13 protein-coding genes and 1 pseudogene are annotated in these 22,758 nt (G+C 69.3%); 7 read left to right on the top strand and 7 right to left on the bottom strand.

All coding sequences use genetic code 11. The features are described from left to right. The first annotated feature begins 121 nt into the window (after positions 1–121). On the top strand, positions 122–2,014 hold the full coding sequence (locus IT779_RS05880; RefSeq protein ID WP_196148135.1) for a serine/threonine protein kinase: 1,893 nt from the start codon (positions 122–124) through the stop codon (positions 2,012–2,014). A 78-nt stretch (positions 2,015–2,092) separates the two neighbouring features. On the opposite strand, the gene IT779_RS05875 is transcribed toward IT779_RS05880, so the two are convergent. After that, on the bottom strand, positions 2,093–2,578 hold the full coding sequence (locus IT779_RS05875) for a glutathione peroxidase (RefSeq protein WP_196148134.1): 486 nt from the start codon (positions 2,576–2,578) through the stop codon (positions 2,093–2,095). Positions 2,579–2,754: 176 nt separating this feature from the next. Between IT779_RS05875 and IT779_RS05870 the strand changes: the two genes are divergently transcribed. The 3 genes from IT779_RS05870 (at position 2,755) to IT779_RS05860 (ending at position 7,169) form a co-directional block, all read left to right on the top strand. Then, the gene (locus IT779_RS05870) at positions 2,755–3,531 is read left to right on the top strand and encodes an ABC transporter ATP-binding protein (protein ID WP_196148133.1); all 777 of its coding nucleotides are present in this window, start codon (positions 2,755–2,757) and stop codon (positions 3,529–3,531) included. After that, entirely contained in the window at positions 3,531–6,083 is a 2,553-nt protein-coding gene (locus tag IT779_RS05865) for an ABC transporter permease (protein WP_196148132.1), read from the top strand. The genes IT779_RS05870 and IT779_RS05865 overlap by 1 nt, the downstream gene beginning before the upstream one ends. 267 nt (positions 6,084–6,350) lie before the next feature. Next, a complete protein-coding gene (locus IT779_RS05860; RefSeq protein WP_196148131.1) occupies positions 6,351–7,169 on the top strand; it encodes a phosphatase PAP2 family protein in 819 nt (272 codons plus the stop codon). A gap of 198 nt (positions 7,170–7,367) precedes the next feature. Here IT779_RS05860 and IT779_RS37475 read toward each other — a convergent pair. From IT779_RS37475 to IT779_RS37470, 6 genes and pseudogenes are all read right to left on the bottom strand, one after another. Then, positions 7,368–7,952 (bottom strand): annotated as a pseudogene (locus tag IT779_RS37475) (DMT family transporter); the annotation flags it as partial. Positions 7,953–8,407: 455 nt separating this feature from the next. Then, positions 8,408–10,450, bottom strand: coding sequence for an ADP-ribosylglycohydrolase family protein (locus IT779_RS37095; protein ID WP_198428204.1), 2,043 nt, complete (start codon positions 10,448–10,450; stop codon positions 8,408–8,410). Positions 10,451–10,527: 77 nt separating this feature from the next. Then, entirely contained in the window at positions 10,528–11,694 is a 1,167-nt protein-coding gene (locus IT779_RS05845) for a VWA domain-containing protein (RefSeq protein ID WP_196148130.1), read from the bottom strand. Next, complete coding sequence (locus tag IT779_RS05840) at positions 11,691–14,216, bottom strand: DUF5682 family protein (RefSeq protein WP_196148129.1); 2,526 nt, start codon at positions 14,214–14,216, stop codon at positions 11,691–11,693. Before IT779_RS05840 ends, IT779_RS05845 begins: the two co-directional genes overlap by 4 nt. A 28-nt stretch (positions 14,217–14,244) precedes the next feature. Further along, on the bottom strand, positions 14,245–15,345 hold the full coding sequence (locus IT779_RS05835) for an ATP-binding protein (RefSeq protein WP_196148128.1): 1,101 nt from the start codon (positions 15,343–15,345) through the stop codon (positions 14,245–14,247). Beyond that, on the bottom strand, positions 15,342–18,524 hold the full coding sequence (locus tag IT779_RS37470; protein ID WP_232541467.1) for a DUF5691 domain-containing protein: 3,183 nt from the start codon (positions 18,522–18,524) through the stop codon (positions 15,342–15,344). Before IT779_RS37470 ends, IT779_RS05835 begins: the two co-directional genes overlap by 4 nt. A gap of 577 nt (positions 18,525–19,101) precedes the next feature. Here IT779_RS37470 and IT779_RS05825 point away from each other — a divergent pair. The 3 genes from IT779_RS05825 (at position 19,102) to IT779_RS05815 (ending at position 22,758) form a co-directional block, all read left to right on the top strand. Further along, a complete protein-coding gene (locus IT779_RS05825) occupies positions 19,102–21,552 on the top strand; it encodes an AAA family ATPase (protein ID WP_196148127.1) in 2,451 nt (816 codons plus the stop codon). Between the two features lie 335 nt (positions 21,553–21,887). After that, complete coding sequence (locus tag IT779_RS05820) at positions 21,888–22,334, top strand: hypothetical protein (RefSeq protein WP_196148126.1); 447 nt, start codon at positions 21,888–21,890, stop codon at positions 22,332–22,334. Between the two features lie 34 nt (positions 22,335–22,368). Then, entirely contained in the window at positions 22,369–22,758 is a 390-nt protein-coding gene (locus IT779_RS05815; protein ID WP_196148125.1) for a YchJ family protein, read from the top strand.

Genomic DNA, 22,758 nt, shown 5'->3' with positions numbered 1-22,758 from the left:
GAGCATGCGACTACTGCTATGGTTTCGATGTTTTCCGTGGTCGGGCGTTGCTCGAACGCGTTCTTATGCTGTACGCCTGATCGCCGGTGGGTCCCGGTGACGGCGGGAAGTGGAGCAGACCATGCTGGCCAACGGTGACGTGTTCGCCGGCTATGTCATCGATCGGCAGTTGGGCCGCGGTGGCATGGGTTCGGTGTACCTGGCGAAACATCCGCGCCTGCCGCGGATGACCGCGCTCAAGCTGTTGAACCGGGAGATGTTCTTCGACAAGGAGGTGCGGGCGCGGTTCGAACGGGAGGCGGATCTGGTCGCCCGGCTCGATCACCCGAATATCGTCACCGTCTACGACCGCGGTCTCGACGACGAGCAGCTGTGGATTTCGATGCAGTTCATCGACGGTATCGACGCCGCGTCGGTGGATCCGGAGACGCTGCCGCCCGAGCGCGCGGTCCAGATCGTCAAGGAGACCGCCGACGCGCTCGACTACGCGCACGGCATGGGTGTGTTGCATCGCGATGTGAAGCCGGCCAATATCCTGCTGGCCCGTTCCGGCGGCGGTCGCGGTGAGCGCGTCTACCTCACCGATTTCGGCATCGCCCGGCTGCGCGACGACACCGGCCATCTCACCCAGACCGGCACCTTCACCGCCACGCTGGCCTACGCCTCGCCCGAACAGCTCACGGGCGCGTCGCTCGACCACCGTTCGGACCAGTATTCGCTGGCCTGTTCGCTGTTCTGGCTGTTCACCGGCACCGGCCCGTTCGCGGCCACGAATCCGGCGCAGGTGATCCAGGGCCATCTGCAGTCGCCGCCGCCCGCGTTGAGCAGTGTGCGTCCCGGCCTGTCCTACGCGCTGGACGGGGTGCTGGCCAAGGCGATGGCGAAGCGTCCCGAGGATCGTTTCGGTTCGTGTTCGGAGTTCGCGGCCGCGGCGGCGCAGGCGCTCGCCAGTCCGAGCGCGCCCGCGATGCCGCTGGTCGGCAGGCCGGTGACGGGTCCGCCGGTGCCGGTGACGGGTCAGCAGAATCCGCTGACCGGCGCGCCGTATCCGATGGCGAGCGGCCCGCAGCCGTTGACGGGCGCCACGATGGCCAATACCGCGGCGCCCAATCCGATGGCGCCGCACCAGTCGGGTCCGAGTCCGATGGCCCCGCAGTCCACCGGGCCGACGGCGTATCAGCAGCCGAATCCGACCGCGCCCTACGGTGGGCAGACCTACGGTAATCAGGGCACGTACGGAAACCAGGGCACCTACGGGAATCAGCCGACTTACGGGAATCAGCAGACCTACGGCAATCAACAGACCCACGGTTTCGGCCAGCAGCCTCCCGGTCCGCCGAATGCGGCGGGCGGCCAGTACCGGGGTGCGCCGCAGCCGCCGCGCAAGTCCAATACGGGCCTGATCATCGGGATCGCGGTGGCGGCGGTGGTGTTGATCGTGGTCGTCATCGGCATCATCGGGGCGGTCGCGAGCGACAATTCCGACACTCCGACCACGACGGCGGCGGGCACGAGCAGGCCGTCCTCGGGCGCGACGCCGAGTAATTCCGGCACCGTGACGCCGGACGCGGACGCCATCAGCAAGGAATTCCCGCGCATGGTGCCGGCCAACAAGTCCGGCGACACCGGCTACAACGGCGCGACCTGCGGCGCCTACAGCTCGAGTTCACCGTCGACCCCGACTTCGGGCACGCCCGATTTCAGCAACTGGGTCTACCAGTGGGACTGCTTCGGCGGCGGCGGCAACGACGACCCGTTCTACACCTTCTACGTCTATCGCACGCCCGCCGATGTGCAGTCGGCGCTGAGCAAGCTGCCGAGCAACGCGGTGAAGTCGACCGACAGCAATGGCGGCAAGTCCTACACGAACTACAAGTTCGAGAACAGCGGCCCGAAGATGGTCACCGTCTTCACCGGCGACAACGATCGCAGCCAGTTCCTCATGTACACCGACGGCATCGTCGGCACCATCGACGAGGTGCTGCGCTGGTGGCGTTCGGCTCCGCTCAACTGAGGTAGAACGCCGAGGTGCAACGAATTCGGCCCGATCGGAACGGTGTTCCGGTCGGGCCGAGTCGTGCGCGGTCTCGGTCTATAGCAGTCCCTCGACAGCGGAGCGCAGTTCGGGCGCACCGGGTTCGGTACGCGGACGGAACCGTCCGGCGACTGCACCGGAACGGTCGATCAGGAATTTCTCGAAATTCCACTGGATGTCGCCCGCCGCGCCCTCGGCGTCGGGGGTTTCGACCAGTTCCCGGTACAGCGGGTGCCGGTTGTCGCCGTTGACGTCGGTCTTCTCCAGCAGCGGGAAGTCGACGCCGTAGTTGGTGGCGCAGAATTCCTGGATCTCCTCGGCGGTGCCGGGTTCCTGACCCATGAACTGGTTACACGGCACGCCGACCACACTGAACCCCTTGGGCCCGTAGGTCTGCTGCAATTCGACCAGGCCCGAATACTGAGGTGTCAGACCGCATTTCGAGGCCACGTTGACCAGCAGTACCACCTTGTCGCCGACCAGGTCGGCCAGGGTGGCCGTGTCGCCGGACAGGGTGCGCAGCGGAATATTGCGAATGCTCACTCGTCTCTACCTGCCAATTCCGGATCCCCGTGATCCGGAGCCCAACCTACCGGATGGTCGATCGCGAGCGATTTGCCCGAACAAGCGCTCGATACAGCCCGACCGGCCGGTACGACCAGCGGACTCGGGGGGATCCCCGATGGCGTCGCGCCGCGCGGCCCGTAAGACTGGAAGGCATGACTTCGCACGTAGTGGGTACAGACCTCGCCGAACCGGTGGTTCCGACCGATGTCGCCGCCCGCGCCATCGACGTGAGCAAGATTTACGGATCGGGAGATACGAAGGTCACCGCGCTCGACAAGGTCTCGGCGGAGTTCGCGGCGGGGGAGTTCACCGCGATCATGGGTCCGTCCGGCTCGGGCAAGTCGACCCTCATGCACTGCCTGGCCGGACTGGACAGCGCCACCTCCGGCGCCGTCCGCATCGGTGACACCGATCTGACGAATCTCAGCGACAAACAGATGACGCGGTTGCGGCGGGACCGGATCGGCTTCGTATTCCAGGCGTTCAACCTGGTCCCGACGCTGACCGCCCTGGAGAACATCACCCTGCCCCTGGATATCGCGGGCCGCAAAGCCGACAAGGAATGGCTCGACACGGTGATCACCCGCCTCGGCCTGACCGACCGGCTCGGGCATCGTCCCAGCGAACTGTCCGGCGGCCAGCAGCAGCGTGTGGCCTGTGCGCGGGCGCTCGCGGGCAAACCGGAGATCATCTTCGGCGACGAGCCGACCGGCAACCTGGATTCGCGCGCCTCCGAGGAAGTGCTGTCGATCCTGCGCGCCGCGGTGAACGAGTTCAGGCAGACCGTCGTGATCGTCACCCACGAACCGCACGCGGCCTCCTTCGCCGACCGGGTGGTCTTCCTCGCCGACGGCCGTATCGTCTCCGAACTGCGCGATCCCACCGCCGATTCGGTGCTCGACCGCATGAAGTCGCTGGAGCAGGTGTGATGGCGGGCAGTCCGATGCGCAAGGTCGCCTTGCGCAACCTCGCCGCGCACAAGGTCCGCTTGGCGCTCACCCTGCTGTCGGTGGTGCTCGGCACCGCCTTCATCGCCGGGTCCTTCGTCTTCACCGACACCTTGCAGCGCACCTTCGACGGGATCTTCGAGAACGAGGCCAAGGGCGTCGACGTCCGGGTGAGTCCCGAGGGTCAGCAATCCTTCGGCGTCCCACTCGCCGCCGTCGACCAGATCAGCAGGACCGAGGGTGTGCGCGCCGTCGCGCCTGGCGTCAACGGTCCGCTGGTGCTGCTGAATCAGGAAGGCAAACCGGTGCAGACCGGCGGCGCGCCGAGCTGGGGCGACTCCTATCTGCCGCCGGAGCGGGCCATCGCCGAGCCGAAGGAGTTCGTCGAGGGCGCGCCGCCCGCACAATCCGGGCAGGTCGCCATCAACGCGGGCGGCGCCGAACGCGCGGGCCTGAAGGTGGGCGACCGGACCAAGGTCCTCATCCCCTCGCGCAGCACCCAGCAGAATCCGACCATCGAGGTGACGGTCACCGGCATCTACAAGGTGCCTTCCGACACCGGCGGTTTCGTCGGTCTGCTCTTCGAGGATGCCCAGGCCAGGCAGTTGTTCACCGACGGCTATCACGTGGCCTACGTGGACATCGCGGCCGCGCCCGGCTTCTCCGCCGACGAACTGCGCGACCGGATCGCCGCCGACCTGAAGGGCTTCAAGGTGCAGAACGGCGAGCAGGTGCGCGCCGATCTGAAATCCCAGGTCTCCGAAGCCCTGAATTTCATCAACTACTTCCTGCTCGCGTTCGGCGCCATCGCCCTGATCGTCGGCACCTTCATCATCTACAACACCTTCTCGATGATCGTGGCCCAGCGGCTGCGCGAACTCGCCCTGCTGCGCGCGGTCGGCGCGAGCAGACGCCAGGTCGGCAACACCGTGGTCGCCGAGGCGCTGGTCATCGGGTTCATCGGCAGCGTCATCGGACTCGTGGCAGGCGTCGGACTCGCCTTCGGTCTGTCCTCGCTGCTGAACGCCTTCGATCTGGGTCTGCCGACCGGTTCGATGACGGTGCTGCCGCGCACGATCCTGGTCGGGCTGGCCGTCGGCCTGCTGGTCACGGTGGTCAGCGCCTACGCGCCGGCGCGCCGGGCGGCGAAGATCCCGCCGGTCGAGGCCATGCGGGAAGAGTTCGCCTCCACGGGCGAGTCGCTGCGGACGCGCACGGTGGTCGGCGTGGTGCTCGGCGTGGCCGGTGCGGTACTCGTGGTGCTCGGCGCCCGGTCCACCGGCGGCAATGCCGCCGCGACGGTCGGCGTCGGCGCGCTCGCGCTCATTTTCGCCGTGCTGTTGGCCTCGCCCGCGCTGTCGCGTCCGGTGGTCGGCACGCTCGGTGTGCTGGTCCGCCCGTTCGGCGCGATCGGGCGGATGGCGCGCAACAACGCGGTGCGCAATCCGCGCCGCACCGCCGCCACGGCCTTCGCGCTGACGCTCGGTCTCATGCTGGTCTCGGCGATCGGCATACTCGGCGCGTCGGCCAAGACCAGTATCGGTGTGCTCGTCGACAAGGGGGTCAACGCCGACTACGTGCTGTCGGGTCCGCAGCAGTCCCAGCTCATCGGACTTCCGCTCGGCGTGCCGGACGCGGTCCGCCAAAGTGTGCCCTCGGTCGCCGAGGCGGTCGGATTCCGCGGCGCGGCGGTGCGGGTCGGCGACGATCAGTTGGCGGGGATCTCCCCGGATCGAACGATGGACGGTGTGCTGAACTACGAGATCGTCAGCGGCACAGGCACTCTCGGTGAACACGACATCCTGGTCGCGGACGGCGAAGCCGCCGACCGCGGCTGGAAGGCCGGGCAGCGGGTCGAGCTCACCACGCTGGACAAGAACCAGAAGGTTCCGGTGACGGTCGCGGGCATCTTCAAGAAGTCGCCGCTGCTCGGGGCCATGGTGCTGTCGCCGCAGGTGTTCCAGGAGGTCACGCCGGTGGCCTTCCAGAACAACTTCTACGTGCTGGTGAAGGCGAGGCCAGGATCCGATCTCACCGCCATGCGCACCGACCTGGAGAAGGCGACCGATCAGTTCGCCGTGGTCCAGGTACAGGACCGCGAGGAGTTCAAAGGCGCGCAAGGTCAGCAGATCAACACCCTGCTCGCCATCCTGTACGGGCTGCTCGCGCTCGCGGTGGTGATCGCCATCCTCGGCATCATCAACACCCTCGCGCTGTCGGTGGTGGAACGGCGCCGCGAGATAGGGATGCTGCGCGCGGTCGGCACCCTGCGACACCAGGTGCGACGCACCATCTACCTGGAATCGATGCTGATCGCGATCTTCGGCGCCATAGTCGGCGTGCTGCTCGGCATCGGACTCGGCATCGGATTCCTGCGCACCCTGCGCGATTTCGGCATCGATCAGATCACCATCCCGTGGACGCAGCTGGTGTCGGTGTTGATCGCCTCGGCGGTGGTCGGCGTGCTGGCCGCGGTGTGGCCCGGTGTGCGAGCGGCAAGGACACCGCCGCTCGCGGCCATCGCGGATTTGTAGGTTCGGCGCGGAAGGCCCGGTGGGCGGTGCATGCCCACCGGGCCTTCGCGCGTCTCGGAGCAGGCGCATCGGCGGGGAAATCTGTTGCCGCTCTGCCTTGTCAGGGAGATCGAGGCATGCGGGAGCCGCGCCGCGCGTGGATGCCGGATCTTCTGTCTCCTAGGTCACACACTGCTGAAGGCGTCCGCCGGGTATTGCTAGGTTAAACGGAGATTGTCGCTCCGGTTAACCCGGGGGTGGTGGCTAGATGGTGAAGGAGACCGCGGCATGGTGGCGGTGGGGTTCGGCGGGACCGAGGCGAGTTCGCGATATCCGACGGGTGGGTTCCTCGCGGTATTGCGGGAGGCGCTGCACGGTCGAGGCGGCGAAGCGGTGCGACAACTCGCCCTCATCACCGTGCTCTATTTCTGCTACCGCGCGGGTCGCCTGCTCACCGCCGACGAGACCGGGCGCGCCTTCGACAACGCCGAAGGAGTCCTCGACCTCGAACACGGTCTCGGACTGCGCTCCGAAACCGCGGTGCAGTCACTGTTCGTCGACCACCAATGGCTCGCCGTCTCGGCCAACTTCTATTACGCCACCGCACATTTCACCGTCGCCGTCGCGGTCCTGCTGTGGCTGTGGACCTTCCGCCCGCACCACTACCGGTGGACGCGCAATGTCATGGTCGCCGCGACCGGTGCCGCCCTGCTGGTCCACGTCCTCGTCCCGCTGGCGCCGCCGCGCATGCTCCCCGAACACGGTTTCATAGATCTCGCCGCCATCCACGGCCAATCCGTCTACGGCCCGGTCGGAGCCGACGGCCTGTCCAACCAGTTCGCGGCCATGCCCTCTCTCCACGTCGGCTGGGCACTCCTGCTAGCCGTAGCGCTGGTCGCCGCGACCGAGGGCGCCTGGCGCTGGATCTTCCTGATCCACCCCACCCTCACCCTGCTCGTGGTCGTCGGCACCGGCAACCACTACTGGCTCGACGCGGTAGTAGCCGTCGGCCTGCTCGGCACCGCCGCCCTCCTGCACCCGACTGTCTCCATTCCGCACACGGAACGGCCCATCGGGTCGAGGAAATGGCGGACCAACGTGGAGTAGTCGGCCGCAGACCGGGCGTGTAGCCATTCTGGTTGTGCTATTACGTCGGGGCGAATGGGTTGCGCCGCCCGGAATGCGTCTGCTGTGCCGTCTCGCGACGCCTACGGCCCTGTGCTCGATGAACTCCCTGGCGGCGATGATGCCTCTCCTATAGGGGGCGGGGGTGTCGAAGCTGCCGGTGACGTTGAGCCCGATTGCGCAGATGACGATCAGGACCCCGCCGAAAAGCCCGGTTGCAGTGGGGACTTGGTCGTAGAGACACCATCCGAACAGAAGTCCCCATACGCATTCGATTGTGAGGTAGTTGCCTGCGCGTACCGGATCGACGCGTTGGAATGCGTAGTTGATCAGGAAGACGTTGGAGATATTGAGCAGGCCTGCCACGACGATTGCAGGCCAGAGAGCGGTAGGCGAGACATTCGGCGACACATGAGGGAGTCCCTCCCCCTGGACGACCGAGGCGATTATTACTCCGATTGCACCGAAAGCAACTGTGAGCAGCGTGATCTCGTGGTTGTTCAACGTGCCGTCGTGCCAGTCTCGACCGATATAGCTCACTGCGATGGCGGTCACGGCAGCCAACGCGATCAGATTGCCGAGGTTCCATGAAGTGAGCAGCCTACCCAGGTCGCTGCCCGTTCCGGACAGGAGAGCGACACCGACGGTTGTGCCCGCGACGCAGAGCACTTTCGTAGCCGTCACCCGGACCTTGCGTAGCAGTATGCCGATGACGGGAACCAGCGGCAGCGCCGCGATGAACGAGACATCGACCACGGAGGACATCGTGGCGGCTTTGGTGAAAAGCGTTGTGCCGATGATGTACAGGAGCACGGCCCGAGCGATGATCACCAACCATTCACGGGCTCTGGTCTTCACGATGACGCGCCAGCGAATCCAATGGCTGAACGCGACGACCGCGATCAGGAAGGCCACGCCGGTCCTCAGGTAGACCTGCTGAGCGACGGTGAATCCGCCGTCCAGATAGCGCGCCAGTACCGTCAGCATCGCGAACGATGCTGTCAGCAGCAGCAGGGCGCCGACGCCTTGCAGGTCGGTGCGCGTGCGGGGTAGTCCCATCGGGGTGTCCATACCTGTGGGGGGTAGTGCCAAATCTACGTGTGATCGATGAGGTGACTCGATAGGTTGATCACGATGAGACATTCCGACGATCGGTCTCGCTCGCCGTTTTGCCTCGCGGGCTGTCGTGGGCGTATGGGGCTGCTGTACGCGTTCGGAGGTCAGCCGGAATAGCGGGCGAGCCATTGGGCGGTGGGTTCGCCGCGGTCGTCGCGTGGGGGGTTCGCGCCGAATTCGACGCAGTAGTCGTTTGCGAGACGGTCTATGACGGGGGCGGCGTCCAGGGCGGAACGCCATGCGGTGGGTATTGCCGCTACGCCGTAGCGGGCGCCGAGGAGGGAACCGCAGATCGCTGCGGTGGCGTCGCTGTCGCCGGAATGGTTGACCGCCGCGAGGATGCCGTTGCGGACTATCTGTTCGGGATCGCCGCCCGCCGCCACTGCTGTCGCCGCGGTGAAGACGCCGATGGCCAATGCTTCGGGGGCGATCCAGCCGCGTCCGAGTCGTTCCACTTGGTCCGGTGACGGTAGTGCGGCGCCGGTTTCGGACGCGAGGCGGAGCGCATCCGCGAGCGCTGTCTCGGTCTCCTCGTGACCCGCGTGCCGAACCAGTTCCGCGCGGGCGGCGGTCACCGCGGCGGCGAGGTCGGCTCCTCGGCACAACCCGTAGACGATGGCGGCCATCGTGCCCGCGGGCAACCAGCCGCTTGGATGGCCGTGGGTGAGTGCTGCCGCGTCGCAACCGAGTTCGAAGATGTGCTCGATGGCGGCGCCCGAGCGGTCGGCGGCGTAGCCGAAACCGCATGGCGCGGAGCGGACCACCGCCGCGCAGCCCTTCGAATCGTTGACCGGCTCGGCGCGCGTTCCCAGCGGCCTGCCCGGTTGCCGCCGTGCCGCCGCGCGCTGCAAGGCCACTACCGCCGCGTGGCTGACACCGCGATAGCTCATCAGTTCGGGATGATCGGCCAGCGTGCTGTGCGGCGGGAATGGCTGATCGGGGATCTCGAAACCCTGGCCGCGTAACCAGACCAGCATGCCCGACTGCATGAGTCCGAGCGTCGCCCCGCCGATACCGCGCGCTCTGGCGCGCACCGAACCCTTGATCAATGCCTCGGTGACGAACAAGGTCAGCTGGGTTTCCTCGGAGATCCGGCCGTCGAAGGTCGCGGGCGCGCCCGTCACTCCCGCGAGTCCGTAGCGCTGCCGGATGTGTTGCAGCGGCATGCTTTCCACGGGCGCGCCGAGTGCGTCGCCGACGGCGCCGCCGAACAGGGCGCCGCGCACGATATCCGTGCGACTCGGGGGCGAAGTAGGCACTCGGCGCGCCGATTCGGTCATCGGGCGCGGCGCGGCGATCAGCGTCGGGTGGGTGCGCAGCGCGCGGACGGCGGCTTCGGCGAATTCGCTGCAACTGGCGTAGCGGACCGTCGCGTCTTTGGCCATCGCCGCGGCGAGCACCGCGTCCAGTTCCGCGGGCAGGTCGGGGCGGAGGCCGCGCACCGAGGGCGGCGGGGTCTGTAGGTGGGCGTACACCACCGCGCCCACATGCGGCGATTCGTACGGGGCCGAGCCGGTGAGCAGCCGGAACAGCGTGCAGGCCAGCGAATACTGATCCGAGCGATGGTCCAGGTCGCCGCCGGAGAGCTGTTCGGGGGAGGCGTAGGCCAGGGTGGCGGTGAGCGTTCCGGTGCGGGTGAGTCCGCCGGTGTCGTCGAGCAGTTTCCCGATGCCGAAATCGGTGAGCAGCACCCGTTCCTCGAAACCGGCGGGCACGCCGTCCGAACGCGACAGCAGGATATTCGCGGGTTTGACGTCGCGATGCAGGACACCTCGGCGGTGCGCGTAATCCAGTGCCGCCGCGATCTGCACGATGATCTGCGTGGCCCGCGTCGGCGACATCGCGTGCGCGGGCACCGACGAGGTGTCGACACCGTCCACGTACTGCATGGATATCCACAGCAGTTCGTCCTCGACGCCGCGGTCGTAGACGGTGACGATATTCGGGTGGTCCAAACGCGCCACCAGATCCGCCTCGCGTTCGAATCGCTGCCGGGTCTCGTCCTCCCCGAATTCCCGGTGCAGCAGCTTCAACGCCGTGAGCTTCGGCAGCCGCGGATGCCGCGCCGCGTACACCGAACCCATTCCGCCGCGACCGAGTTCGCGCTCGATCACATACCCGGCGAATACGTCACCGCGGCGCAACATAGCTTGCCCCCCTTCAGCGAACGACATTTCGCAGCCTAGCGAACGGGGCGACCGCGACCGTCGCTTCGACCGGACGCCTACCGCACGGTGCGCTCCGCCCACGCGCCGACATCACCATGATCCAGCGCCGTCGCCAGCAGGTCAGGGAAGGCGTCGGGAGTGCAGGCGAAGGCCGGGACGTCCAATGCGGCCAGCGCCGCCGCGTTCTCGTGATCGAAGGCGGGCGCACCGTCGTCGGACAGCGCCAACAGCACGACCACCTGGACGCCCGCCTCCTTCATGGCGTGCACGCGACGCAGCATCTCGTGGCGGATGCCGCCCTCGAACAGGTCGGAGACGAGTACGAACAAGGTGTCGGCGGGGCGGGTGATCAAGGACTGGCAGTAGGCGATGGCGCGGTTGATGTCGGTGCCGCCACCGAGTTGGGTGCCGAACAGCACCTCAACCGGATCGTCGAGGTGATCGGTGAGATCGACGACCTCGGTGTCGAAGACCACCAGGGAGGTGCGCAGTGAACGCATGGACGCCAGCACCGCGCCGAACACCGAGGCGTAGACGACACTGGCCGCCATCGATCCCGACTGGTCGATGGCCAGCACGACATCTCGGTGCACCGCACGGGATCTGCGTCCGTGGCCGATCAGCCGCTGCGGCACGATCGTGCGCTGTTCGGGCAGGTAGTGCGCCAGATTGGCGCGGATGGTCCGGTCGAAATCGATATCGCGCGCCCGCGGTCTTCGCGTCCGCGCGGCGCGATTCAGCGCGCCAGACACCGCGGCCTCGGTGCGCGCCGCGATGCGCTCTTCGATATCGCGTACCACCCGGCGCACCACCGAACGCGCGGTGGCCTTGGTGGTTTCGGGCATCACCTTGTTCAACCCGAGCAGTGTGCCGACCAGGTGGACATCGGGTTCGACGGCCTCGAGCAGCTCCGGTTCGAGCAGCAGTTGGGTCAGGTTCAGTCGTTCGACGGCGTCGCGTTGCATCACCTCGACCACCGTCGACGGGAAATAGGTGCGGATATCGCCGAGCCAGCGGGCGACGCGGGGCGCCGAGCCGCCGAGCCCGGCCGAGCGCCGCCCCGTCGGCGCGTCCGGGGTCGAGTCGTAGAGACTGCCCATGGCGCGATCCATGGCGGCTTCCTCGGGTGACCCGAGGCCGCCGAGTTCGGGTTCGGCGGCGGTGCCGAGGACCAGCCGCCACCGTCGGGCCGTGCGGTCGTCATCGATGCGGTCGGCGCTCATGTGCGGACTCCGAGGATGTCGGCGACCGCGCGCAATGCGAGCAGGCCGCGATCGTTGTCGATGGTTCGGGCGCGAGCGGGCGTCGAACCGGTGTCGCGGACCGCGCGGCCGATGGCGCGGCGCTCACCGGATTCGAACGCGCCGAAGGTGCGGCGCAGCAGCGGCAGCGTCTCCACGAAATCCTGCTCGCCCAGACTCGCCAGCCAGCTGTCGATCAAGCGCAGCAGTTCCCGGTCGTGGACGAGCAGCAGCCCGCGGCCGCCGAGGAAACCGTCGATCCAGGCGGCCTTGGCGGCGGGGGTATTGCCCACCGAGAGCGCCGCGGCGAGTCGGCGCGCGGCGTCGTCGTCGTCGTCCAGGATCCCTCCGTCGGCGAGTAGGCGGACCGCGCGGCCGACCAGCGCGCCGTGCACGTCGCCGCGATCGGCGAGCCTGCCGAGCGCTGCCAGCCATGCGCCGGACGCGGTGGCGTCGTCGCGGGTGTTGATGGCGGTGTGCGCCGCGTCGAGCAGGTCGCGCAAGGCGGTGGCGGCGTCGGTGTCGAGACCGGTGACCGCGCCGGGCAGGCCCGCGCAGATCCGTATCAGCAGACCGTCGGCGAGCTTGCCGAGTGCCTTGGTGTCGGTGCCGCGCACGTCGCCGTAGCGCAAGGTGTCGACGAGGCCCGGCAGGGCGGCGAGCAGATGGGTGACATCGTGATCCAGCGCCGCGACCGACTCGAGCCGCGCGACGAGTCCGTCGGTGGCGTCGCCGAGGTCGGCCAGCAGCGCGGCGTCGAGTGCGGCGGTGAGTTCGGTGAGGGTGACGCCGTCGCGGTGCGCGGTGTCGAGGATCTTCGCCGCCGCCGCGGTGCGCAGCGTCGAACCCCACCGCGACGCCTCGATCACCGCGACCGCGAATTCGGGACGCCAGCGCAAAGTCCAGCTCTCCCGAAAGGTTCCGGTGGCGCGGACCTCGCCGGTGGCGGGCACACCCCAGTCGATGCCGAGCAGTCGCAACCGGTGCAGCAGCCGGGAGCGTTCGAGTTCCCGCTCCTTGCGCAGGTCGAGGTCGATTGATTTGGCGCGCGGTTCCTGCTTCATGCGCAGGGTGCGGATGCGGGCGCGCAGATCCGCGTCCAGCGGGACCGTCGGAACCCCCTCCGGCACCGCGCCGAGCGCCTCGCCGACGACGAGTTCCGCGACGACCACCCGCACCATCGCCTCGTCGCCCCCGCACAACACCGCGCGCACCGCCTCGGTGACCTCCGATAGCCCGGCCAACGGCCGGTTCCGCAGTGCGGCAAGGGTTTCGGCCAACCGCACCGCCTCGATCACGTGGGCGCTCGACACCGGAAGATCGTGCGCGCGCAGCACACCCGCCACCTTCGTGAGCCAGCGGGCGACCGGCCGATCGACCTCGGTGAACAGGTGGTGGTACCAGCCCGGCGAGGTGATCCCCGCCCCGTACCCCGACGTGGAAGCCAATCGCGAATGCGTCCACGGCACCCACGTCACCGTGGCCTTGACCTTCGGCATCCCCTTGAGCAGCCGCTGATCCGGCGCGGCGGGTCCCAACGGCCCGGCGAGCGCGGGCGCGTGCCAAGCCCCACAGACCACCGCGAGACGCCGCGCCCCCGCCTTCAACGCGGCCCGCATGGTCTGCCGCATATACGCCTCCCGCCGCAGGGTGTGGGCATCGACGGTGGGCGCCGCCTCGGAATCCGCGGGCTCCCGCAGCGCGGCCATGGCTTCGGTGATCGCCTCGAACGCCGCGACGGCTTCCCCGCCCGGCGCCGAGGAGAGTGCGCCCGTAGCAGACTCGGTGGTACCGGCGGCCGCCGTCTTCGTCCCGCCGGTCGGTTGCGGGATCGCTGTCGCGGTCGCGGAAGTAGTGGTCGCCCGCGCTGCGTCGCCGGTGACAGCCCGGTCGGCGACGGTCGTTGCGGTCTCGCCGGTGGCGGTGGTGGTGGCTGGGATGCCGGTGGCGGTGGTGGTCGCAGCGGCAGTGCTGGTTGGTGCCACGGCGGGTGGTGTTGCCGTGTCGAAGGGAGCTGCTGTCGCCACCTCGGCGGTCGGGGAGTTCGCGGGGTGGACGCGGGATTCGATGACGGCGTCCCACCAGCGTTCGGCGTCGTCGTAGCCGCCCGCTGCCGCCAGGTCGGCCAGCGGGTCGCCGCGTTCGCCGCCTTCGTCGGTGGCGGCGAGTGCGTTCGCGGCGGGCAGGTCGCAGAAGCGGACGGGGACATCGTGTTCGGCGGCGTAGCGCAGGGCCTGCCATTCGGGGGAGAAGGCGGCGAAGGGCCAGAAGGCGGCGCGGGCCGGGGTGGCGGGGACGTAGGCGAGGAGGGCGATCGGCGGGCGCAGGTCGGGGTCGCCGACGAATTCGACCAGCGGGTCGGCGTCGGCGGGACCCTCGATGAGGATGGCGTCGGGTGCGAAGGACTCGAGTGCGGTGCGCAGCGATCGCGCCGAACCCGGTCCGTGGTGGCGGATCCCGAAAATTCTCGTGACCGGCGCGGATTCGCCGTCGGCGGTGTTCATCGGCCGCCGTCCGCGGTGCGGTTTCGGCTCATCCGGTCACCTCGCGGCAAGCCCGGTAGAAGTCGGACCAGTCGGGGCGTTCGCGGACGACGGCCTCGAGGTATTCGGTCCACACGACGGTGTCGGCCACCGGGTCCTTGACGACCGAACCGAGCACCGCGCCCGCGATATCGGAGGCGCGCAGGGTGCCGTCGCCGAAATGCGCCGAGAGCGCGATGCCGTTGGTGATGACCGAGATCGCCTCGGCGGTGGACAGGGTGCCCGACGGCGACTTGAGTTTGGTGCGGCCGTCGGCGGTGATGCCGGAGCGCAGTTCGCGGAACACCCGCACCACCCGGCGCACCTCTTCGGCTGCGGCGGGGACGGCGGGCAGTTCGAGTGCGGCGCCGAGCTGTTCGACGCGGCGCACCACGATCGCGACCTCCTCTTCCTCGTCGGCGGGCAGCGGCAGCACGACGGTGTTGAAGCGGCGGCGCAGCGCCGAGGACAGTTCGTTCACGCCGCGGTCGCGGTCGTTGGCGGTGGCGATGACGTTGAAACCCTTCGCGGCCTGCACCTGCGCGCCGAGTTCCGGTATCGGCAGGGTCTTCTCGGACAGGATTGTGATGAGCGCGTCCTGCACGTCGGACGGGATGCGGGTCAGCTCCTCGATGCGGGCGATGGCGCCGGTGCGCATGGCCGTGAGCACCGGCGATGGCACCAGCGCGCCGTCGCTCGGCCCTTCGGCGAGCAGCCGCGCGTAGTTCCAGCCGTAGCGGATTGCCTCCTCGGCGGTGCCCGACGTGCCCTGCACAAGCAGCGTCGACGCGCCGCTGATGGCGGCCGAGAGATGTTCCGACACCCAGGTCTTGGCGGTGCCGGGTACGCCGAGCAGCAGCAGCGCGCGGTCGGTGGCCAGGGTCGCGACCGCCACCTCGACGAGTCGGCGCGGGCCAACGTATTTGGGGGTGATCACGGTGCCGTCGGCGAGGGTGTCGCCGAGCAGATAGGTGACCACCGCCCACGGCGAGAGCCGCCACGACGGCGGGCGGGGGCGATCGTCGACCGCGGCGAGGGCGGCGAGTTCCCCGGCGTACGCCTGTTCGGCGTGCGGGCGCAGCAGATCGGCGGCGGGATCGGTGGTGGTCACTGCAACTCCTCGAGCATGATCGAGCGGTGGTTGAGGTCACGGGCCAGCCGCTCGAAGGCGTGCTGCCACGCGGGATCCTCGCAGCGGTGCGCCAGCGACTCGACGGCGGGTGCTGCGGTGACCGGCAGATGCACGGCCGCGGCGTTCAGCAGGGATCGGTGCGCGGCGGGACTCGCACCGTGCGCGCTGATCGAGCGCCCCGCGACGACGGCGCGTTCGAACAGCAGCCTGATCAGGTGGTGGGCGAACTGATCCGGCCACGGATGGTCGAGCGCGGGCAGCAGCGCCTCGATCTCCGACAACCACGATCCGTCCAGGCGCAGCAGATGCCGGGTCCGGTCCTGTGCGGGCAGCAGCGCGAAGAGTTCCCGCCGTCGCAACAGCGCGGTGTCGGAAGGCACACCCGCGTCGAAAAGCGCTCGCGCCCAGTGCGGATCACGTTGGGCCAGTGCGGCGTCGACCCATCCGTCGAACAGCGGCTGTCGGAATCGGTCATCGATCCCGACGCCGGTCAGCTCCTGCGGACTGAACCGCGTTGACGCGCCCCACCCGGTCGCCCAGTGGCGCAGCGGGGTCGCGGCGACGAGTTGCCGCAGCAGTCCGGCGGTGCGGTCCGGCGCGCCCGCCCACCGGTAGGTGAATTCGCCCGCCCGATCGATGATTCCGTCGCGCGCCGCCGCCGCGTCCAGCGGATCGGGGACGTCGACCACAAGGTGGACACGAGTGGCACCGCTTTCGGACGGAACGGATGTCGCGGTCGGTCCGTCGGAGCGTAATCGGATCGGCCGTATCCACGTGGCCGCCCGCTCGACCATGCGTCGGGCGAACGCCGAATCGGGCAGCAGCGCCAGCAATCCGGCGGCGGCCCGCCGCACGTCGGACCGCCGATCGTCCAACGCCGCGTCGAGAAATGCCTCGTCGGCCGCCGATATCCCCGCCTCGAACGTGGCGAGCAATTCGGCCCGAGAGGCGCCGGACTCCTTCGCCCACGCCGCGACCACCATATGCCGCGCCGAATCGGGATCCCGTCGCCGCAACTCGGCCAGCCAGTCCGCCCGAGCCCGAGCCCCGCCGAACCGCCACACATCACTATCCGCCCCGCTCCCGCGGCGACTCCCGACCGCGCCTTGCCCGCCACCTGCTGTACCGTCGGTATCGAGTTGCCCCTCAACGGGATTCGTGTCCGCAGGACTCGTGCCGTGGTTCGGATCGCTTGCGCCCGCATCGAACGCGAGGTCTGCGCCATTCTCGGTGTGGCAGGCTGTATCGGCGTCGGCCCCGTGCTTCGGGGGCGCGGTGTCATCGCTTGTGCCTGCCGCGCGAGTGGCAGGCGCCGCGATGTTCCCGGCGGCGTCGGCACCGATGTCGGCCAGGTCCATGGCACGCCACTGTGGGTTTTTCGATGCGAGCCAGTGCGCCCGCGCGCCCGCGAGGCGCAGCAGTTGGGGACGCCATCGGGTGCTCGCCGTCGCGTGTTCGAGCAGGAGGGCGCAGAGGGCGTCCGGGGCGCGGTAGTCGAAGGGGGTGGCGGCCTCGAACCATTCGGGGAGGAAATGGGAGTTGTCGCCGAGCATGGTGGCGAGGCGGCGGGCGGCGGGGGTCGGTAGGCGGCGGCGTTGGTCTTCGCCTGCGGGCGGCGGGGTTTGCGCGGTGCCCGCGGTCGCGCCCGCCCGGGCGAACGCGTCGCGGAGTGCCGCTGATTCGAGGAGAGCCAGCGGGGGATCGGTGTGCAGGTCGCGGACGACGGCGGCCACGGGCGGGGCGAGTCGGCTCGGGTCGGGATTGCGTCGGGCGGTGCCGAGCAGCGCGGCGGAGGTGAGTTCGGCGCCTTCGGTGGCCACGTCGGTGCGGACCGGGGTGCGATCACCGGTGACATCGAGGATTTCGCCCGCGACCAGCGCCGAGATCGGCAGCAGGCCGGCGGCTGTCCATTCGGCGAGCAGGGTGACCGGGTACCCGCCGGATGTCCCGAGCAGCTTCCACGGTTGTTCGTCGGGCGCGACATCCAGCGCGTCGCCGGTGGAATCGACTATGCGCCAATTGTTCTCGGTGACCACCGGAACCACGTCGTGCAGTATCACCGGCCACGAACGTAGCCACGGATCGGCGGCGAGCGCAGTCGCGTTCGCGCGTAGTGCGTCGGCCACCGGCCCGCCCGCGTTCTCGGGTCGTGGCAGGGTGGTGAACGGTTCGACCGGGCCGTGCCGATCGCCCCACAGTGCGCGCAGCGGCGCCGCGGCGGGATAGAAGTGCAGCGCGGCGTCGATCATGGAACCCGGTGCGGGCACATCCCGCGCGAAATCGGGTGCGCCGAAACTGTGTTCGACCACGAGAGCCGGTCGACGGGTGTGGCGACCGTGGAGCCAGGTGCGGCGGGTGTGCAGCCGTTCCTCCTCGGTGGTTCGGCTGCCGAGCGCCATCCAGTGATCGCGCAGCGGTGGTTCGGCGCGCACCGAATCGGCCGAGGTCGAATAGCCGATGTGGGTGCGCACGCTCGCGGCGAGCCCGTCCGGGAGATCGTCGAGGCGTCGATGCGCCGCGATCAACAGATGCAGGCGCGCGTATTCGCCGAGCACCAGGTCGGGCCAGTCGGCGCGGGTGGCGATGGTGGTGGGGATCTGGCGCAGCGCGGTGGCCACGGCGGGCGCCTGCGCGTCGACCATGCGGGCGGCGATGGTTTCGAAGGCCCGATATGACCGGTCGACCTGCGCCAATCCGGTGCGCACTTGATCGCCGAGCCAGATGTCGAGTTCTTCCAGCCCCGCCGTGACCCGGCCGCGCCGTTGCGCGACCGTGGCCGGATCGGGGGTGCGCGCGGTGTTCTCTCGGGGGGTGCGCGCCGCGCGCCGCGACAGCCATCCCGCCGCGAATTCGGGGACCTCCGCCGATTCGTCCACCGCACCGGCCGACCACCGCAGCAGCAGCGACAGCGCGTGTTTGCACGGGACTTTCCGGCTCGGACAACTACAGCGGTAGGCGGGGCTCGTCAGATCCACCACCGTTTCGTACGGCGCACCGCCACCGCTCGCGCACAACCCCCACAGCGCGCCTTCCGCGTGCCCGGCCGCCCGCCATCGCGCGGCGAGTTCCCGCGCGGCGCGCAGGGCGCCCGCGTCCGTGGCCAGTGCGCCGATCCGCGTCTCGGTCCACGGTGGGTTCATTTTCGATGGAGTGGTCATCTCGGCACTCCCGCCTGGTATCCGGTCACGATTTCCCCCTGTCGCTGTGTCGAACGGATTTCTACCCCACCCCACCGACAGCCCGCGCCCGCCACTCGCCGTGCCCGGTCGACAACCGCCGTCCCGCACGGCCACACGCCCGAATCCACGCACGTCGAAGCAGGGGTGGCGGTCGAGAAGGCGACGGTCGTCACGCCCGCCGTCGGCGGCGCGCACACGCGGCCGCGAGCTCCGCGTCGCTCGGAACTCGCTGTGCGCACGGCGGATTCGCGCGGTCCACCCGCCTTGCGGAATTCGATCTTCCCTGGCATTCTGTCCTGTTCGGCCTCGTCCGAGCCACCCTACGGGTGACACACCATCGAGCTACCCGCCGGGGCTGGCGAGGGGTGGACATCGAGCGCGGCCGCATGCGCTCGATGGCCATAAACCATCCCCGCGGGTACGTTCGTTCGCCTGCCGCGTATTCGGCACCGCGTGTGAGTGAGCCCGATGCGTCGGGTACCGTTTCGCTCAGCTTTCGACAGAACACCGGGCGCGTGCGGGGGCGGCCGAGCTCGGTGGTGAAGGGGTTTTGCGAATGCGCGTGAATCCCACGCCCACGGAGTTGCCGCCGCGCCTGTCCGAGGTGGTGGCCCGGCGCCTGGCCGAGGATCCCGCGGTCACCCGCGATGTCGTCGACGCCGTGCTCGGCGCGTTGCGCGACGGCGATTCTCGGCACGGCTCGAGCGAATTCGATGTCAACGGCATCTTCCTCAGCGCGATCAGGGTGCGCGGGTTCCGCGGCATCGGCCCCGAGGCGACGCTGGAACTGGCGCCGGGACCGGGACTCACCTTGGTCGTCGGACGCAACGGCAGCGGCAAGTCGAGTTTCGCCGAGGCCGCCGAAATGGCCTTGACCGGCGGGAATCGTCGGTGGGACGGCCGGTCGGCGGCGTGGCGGGAAGGCTGGCGCAACCTGCACGACGGCGCGACCCCGCGCATCGAACTCGATCTGCTCACCGAGGGCGAGCGACCCGCGTTCACCGTGTCCAAGGAATGGACGCCGGAGGCGGGATTGGGCGAGGCGCACTGGACCGAACGGCACCCGAGTTCCACCGCGGAAAGCCCGGATTCCGAACCGCTTTCGGCGCCATTCGACAGCGACCGCTGGACCTCGGTTCTCGACCTCTACCGTCCGTTCCTGTCCTACAGCGAGCTCGGCGCACTGGTCGACGGCAAGCCGAGCGACCTTTTCGACGCGCTGCACCAGCTGCTCGGGCTCGACGAATTGACCGTAGCCCAGGAGAGTTTGCGCACCCGCCGCCTCGAACTCGATCGCGCCCTGCGCAATTCGCGTCAGGAGCAAGCGAATCTCGTTGCCGCGATGGAACATCTGGCCGACGAACGCGCGGTCGCCGTGACCGAACTGCTGCGCAAGCCGACGCCGGATCTGAAAGCGATCGGCCGCAGGGTGTTCGGCGCGATCGGCGACCCGATCGGTCCGGAAGGGTTGCGCGCCATCGTGCGTCTGGCATTGCCCTCGCCCGCCGAGGTGGCGGAGGTGGCCGACCGTATCGACTCCTCGGGTGCGGCGGTCGCGCGCGGCTCCACCGTGGACGCCGAGACCGACCTGCGTGTCCTCGACGTGTTGCGCAAGGCGCGCGACCATGTCGAGCTCGCGGGCGCCTGCGCCTGTCCGGTGTGCGGGCACGGCATCCTCGACGAGGAATGGGCGCGTGCGACCGACATCACCATCGCCGCGCTGTCGACCCGGGTCGGCGCGCTCACCGACGCCCGCGCCGAATTGGCCGACGCGGTGCGCGCCGCCCGCGCGCTGCCGGAACAGGTGCCGCGCGAGCTGGATTTCCATCCGCGCACCCCGCCGACCGTCGACACCGGTGCGGTGCGTCGGGCCTGGTCGGAGTGGGCGGCGCTGAGCGAGGCCGACTACGAGCCCGGTCTGGGTGAGCGGCTGCGTTGCGCGCACACCAGGCTGGTGGATCAGCTCGAACTGCTGCAGCAGGGCACCCGCAAGGAACTCGATCGGCTCGACGAGGTGTGGGCGCCGCTGGTGCCGCGCATCGTCGGCTGGCTCGAGACCGCGCGCGAGGTCGCGCTGCACGCGGTCGAACTGCGCACCCTGCGCCGCGCCGAGGACTGGTTGAAGTCCGCGACCGCCGGTCTGCGCGGTGAACGCATGACGCCGTTGGAGACGACGGCCCGGTGGGTGTGGCGGACGCTGCGCCAGCAGAGCAATGTCGAACTCGGCGCGATTCGCTTGCAGGGCAACGCCGGTACCGCGCGCCGGGTGCTGCTCGACGTCACCGTGGACGAGGTCGACGGCGCCGCCCTCGGCGTGATGAGCCAGGGCGAACTGCATGCCCTCGGGCTTTCGCTGTTCCTGCCGCGCGCCACGGTGCCGGAGAGCCCGTTCCGTTTCGTCATGATCGACGATCCGGTGCAGGCCATGGATCCGGCCAAGGTCGACGGGCTGGCGATGGTGTTGGCGACGGTCGCGTGGAACCGGCAGGTGGTCGTGTTCACCCACGACGAACGGCTGGCCGAGGCAGTGCGCCGGATGCAGTTGGACGCCACCGTCCTCGAGGTGCAGCGCCGCGAGCGTTCGGTAGTGGAGGTGCGAGTGTCGGGCGACCCGGTGCGCCGCTACCTCGACGACGCGCGGTCGCTGGCGCGCACCCCGCAGCTGCCGCAGGCCATCGCCGACGAACTGGTCGCCACCTGCTGCCGTTCGGCGGTCGAGGCGGCCGCCCAGGCGCGGGTCCGCCGCGACCTGCTCGCCGCGGGCATGGACTACCGCGAGGTGGAACGCTACGTCGAGCGCGCGCACACCACCCGCGCCATGGTCGCCCTGGCGGTCATGGGCGTGAACTACAACGTCGACGACCTGAACGCCTTCCTGGCCCGCGACGCCAGATGGCTGGTCAACGCCCTGCGCGACGTCACCGCCGCCGCCCACGTCCCGATCGGCCGCTCCATGCGCGAATTGATCTCCGACACCGAACGTTTCATCACATGGCTGACCCGGTGACCGTGTCCTCGGCGCGGTGGACCAGCGGCGATGACGGGGTCGCCACCAAGGCCCGCGACGTCGACGACCGGCCAGCGGCGATGACGGGCCAGCGGCGATGACCGGGCAGCGGTGGATCAGTGGCGATGACCGGCTTGCCGCCAAGGCCCGCGACGGCGGCGACTGGGCTGCGGCGATGACGGGACTGCGGCGATGAGGGGAGGCAGCGATGAGGGAGGCGGCGATGACCGGACAGCGGTGGACCAGTGGTGGTGATGAGCTGGCCACCGAGGCCCGCGACGGCGGCGACCGGACCGCGGCGATGACGGGACGGCGGCGATGACCGGGAGGTGGCGATGACCGGGCAACGGCGGGTGCGCGGCGGTGGTCGCGGGGCGGGACAGCGCAAGCGACCACCGCGACCGCGCGCGCCGCGTCCGACCGTCCGCGAGCGTTTCGAGGCCGTGGATCGCCTCCTCGACGGTGAGGTCACCGACGCGGGCGGCGTGTGGTCACGGGCCACCGCTTGGATTCTGCGGCTCGCGCTCGAACAGTCCGTCGACGAGTTGTGGTCCCGGTTGGCGCCGGAGCTGATGCGCTGTCCGATGCGGGCCCAGTTGCTGGCGTTGCGCACGTTCACCGATGTCGACACCGCCGCGCGGGTGTCGACGGTGTGGGTGGCGCTCTCGCGTGCCGCTCATCACCACGATTACGAGCTGGCGCCGAGTGTCACCGAACTGCGACGTTGGCGCGAGCAGGCGGAGGCGATCGACGCGACACTCTCGCGAGTAGCTACCCGCTGAATCGCCGCCGCCGCACGGGGGCCAGAATCGGCGCATGGCCGAATCCTCCGCGTGTCCGTGTCGTCGCGGCGAACCGTTCGACGAGTGCTGCGCGCCACTGCTGCGCGGCGAGCGACCCGCGCCGACGGCCGAGGCGTTGATGCGCTCGCGCTACACCGCCTTCGCCGTCGGCGACCCCGACTACCTGCGCCGATCCTGGCATTCGAGCCGCCGTCCCAGCACTGTCGACCTCGACCCCGACCAGCGCTGGTTCTTCCTTGAGATCGTGCGCACCGAAAGCGGCGGCCCCTTCGACGACACCGGAATCGTCGAATTCGTCGCCCATTACCGATCGGCGGGCAAACGTAGTTCGCTGCACGAGGTCAGCCGGTTCGTTCGCGAGGACGGCGCGTGGGCCTACCTGGACGGTGTGATCCAGCCGTGA

It is taken from the genome of Nocardia bovistercoris (assembly GCF_015674855.1).
GTDB lineage: Bacteria > Actinomycetota > Actinomycetes > Mycobacteriales > Mycobacteriaceae > Nocardia > Nocardia bovistercoris.
The sequence above is the reverse complement of the archived record's forward strand: the minus strand, read 5'-3'. Positions and strand labels throughout refer to the sequence as shown.

Coding starts and splice junctions, on each gene's coding strand:
- IT779_RS05880 (WP_196148135.1), top strand. CDS start 122: ATGCTGGCCAACGGTGACGTGTTCGCCGGCTATGTCATCGATCGGCAG.
- IT779_RS05870 (WP_196148133.1), top strand. CDS start 2,755: ATGACTTCGCACGTAGTGGGTACAGACCTCGCCGAACCGGTGGTTCCG.
- IT779_RS05865 (WP_196148132.1), top strand. CDS start 3,531: ATGGCGGGCAGTCCGATGCGCAAGGTCGCCTTGCGCAACCTCGCCGCG.
- IT779_RS05860 (WP_196148131.1), top strand. CDS start 6,351: ATGGTGGCGGTGGGGTTCGGCGGGACCGAGGCGAGTTCGCGATATCCG.
- IT779_RS37095 (WP_198428204.1), bottom strand. CDS start 10,450: ATGTTGCGCCGCGGTGACGTATTCGCCGGGTATGTGATCGAGCGCGAA.
- IT779_RS05845 (WP_196148130.1), bottom strand. CDS start 11,694: ATGAGCGCCGACCGCATCGATGACGACCGCACGGCCCGACGGTGGCGG.
- IT779_RS05840 (WP_196148129.1), bottom strand. CDS start 14,216: ATGAACACCGCCGACGGCGAATCCGCGCCGGTCACGAGAATTTTCGGG.
- IT779_RS37470 (WP_232541467.1), bottom strand. CDS start 18,524: ATGACCACTCCATCGAAAATGAACCCACCGTGGACCGAGACGCGGATC.
- IT779_RS05825 (WP_196148127.1), top strand. CDS start 19,102: ATGCGCGTGAATCCCACGCCCACGGAGTTGCCGCCGCGCCTGTCCGAG.
- IT779_RS05820 (WP_196148126.1), top strand. CDS start 21,888: ATGACCGGGCAACGGCGGGTGCGCGGCGGTGGTCGCGGGGCGGGACAG.
- IT779_RS05815 (WP_196148125.1), top strand. CDS start 22,369: ATGGCCGAATCCTCCGCGTGTCCGTGTCGTCGCGGCGAACCGTTCGAC.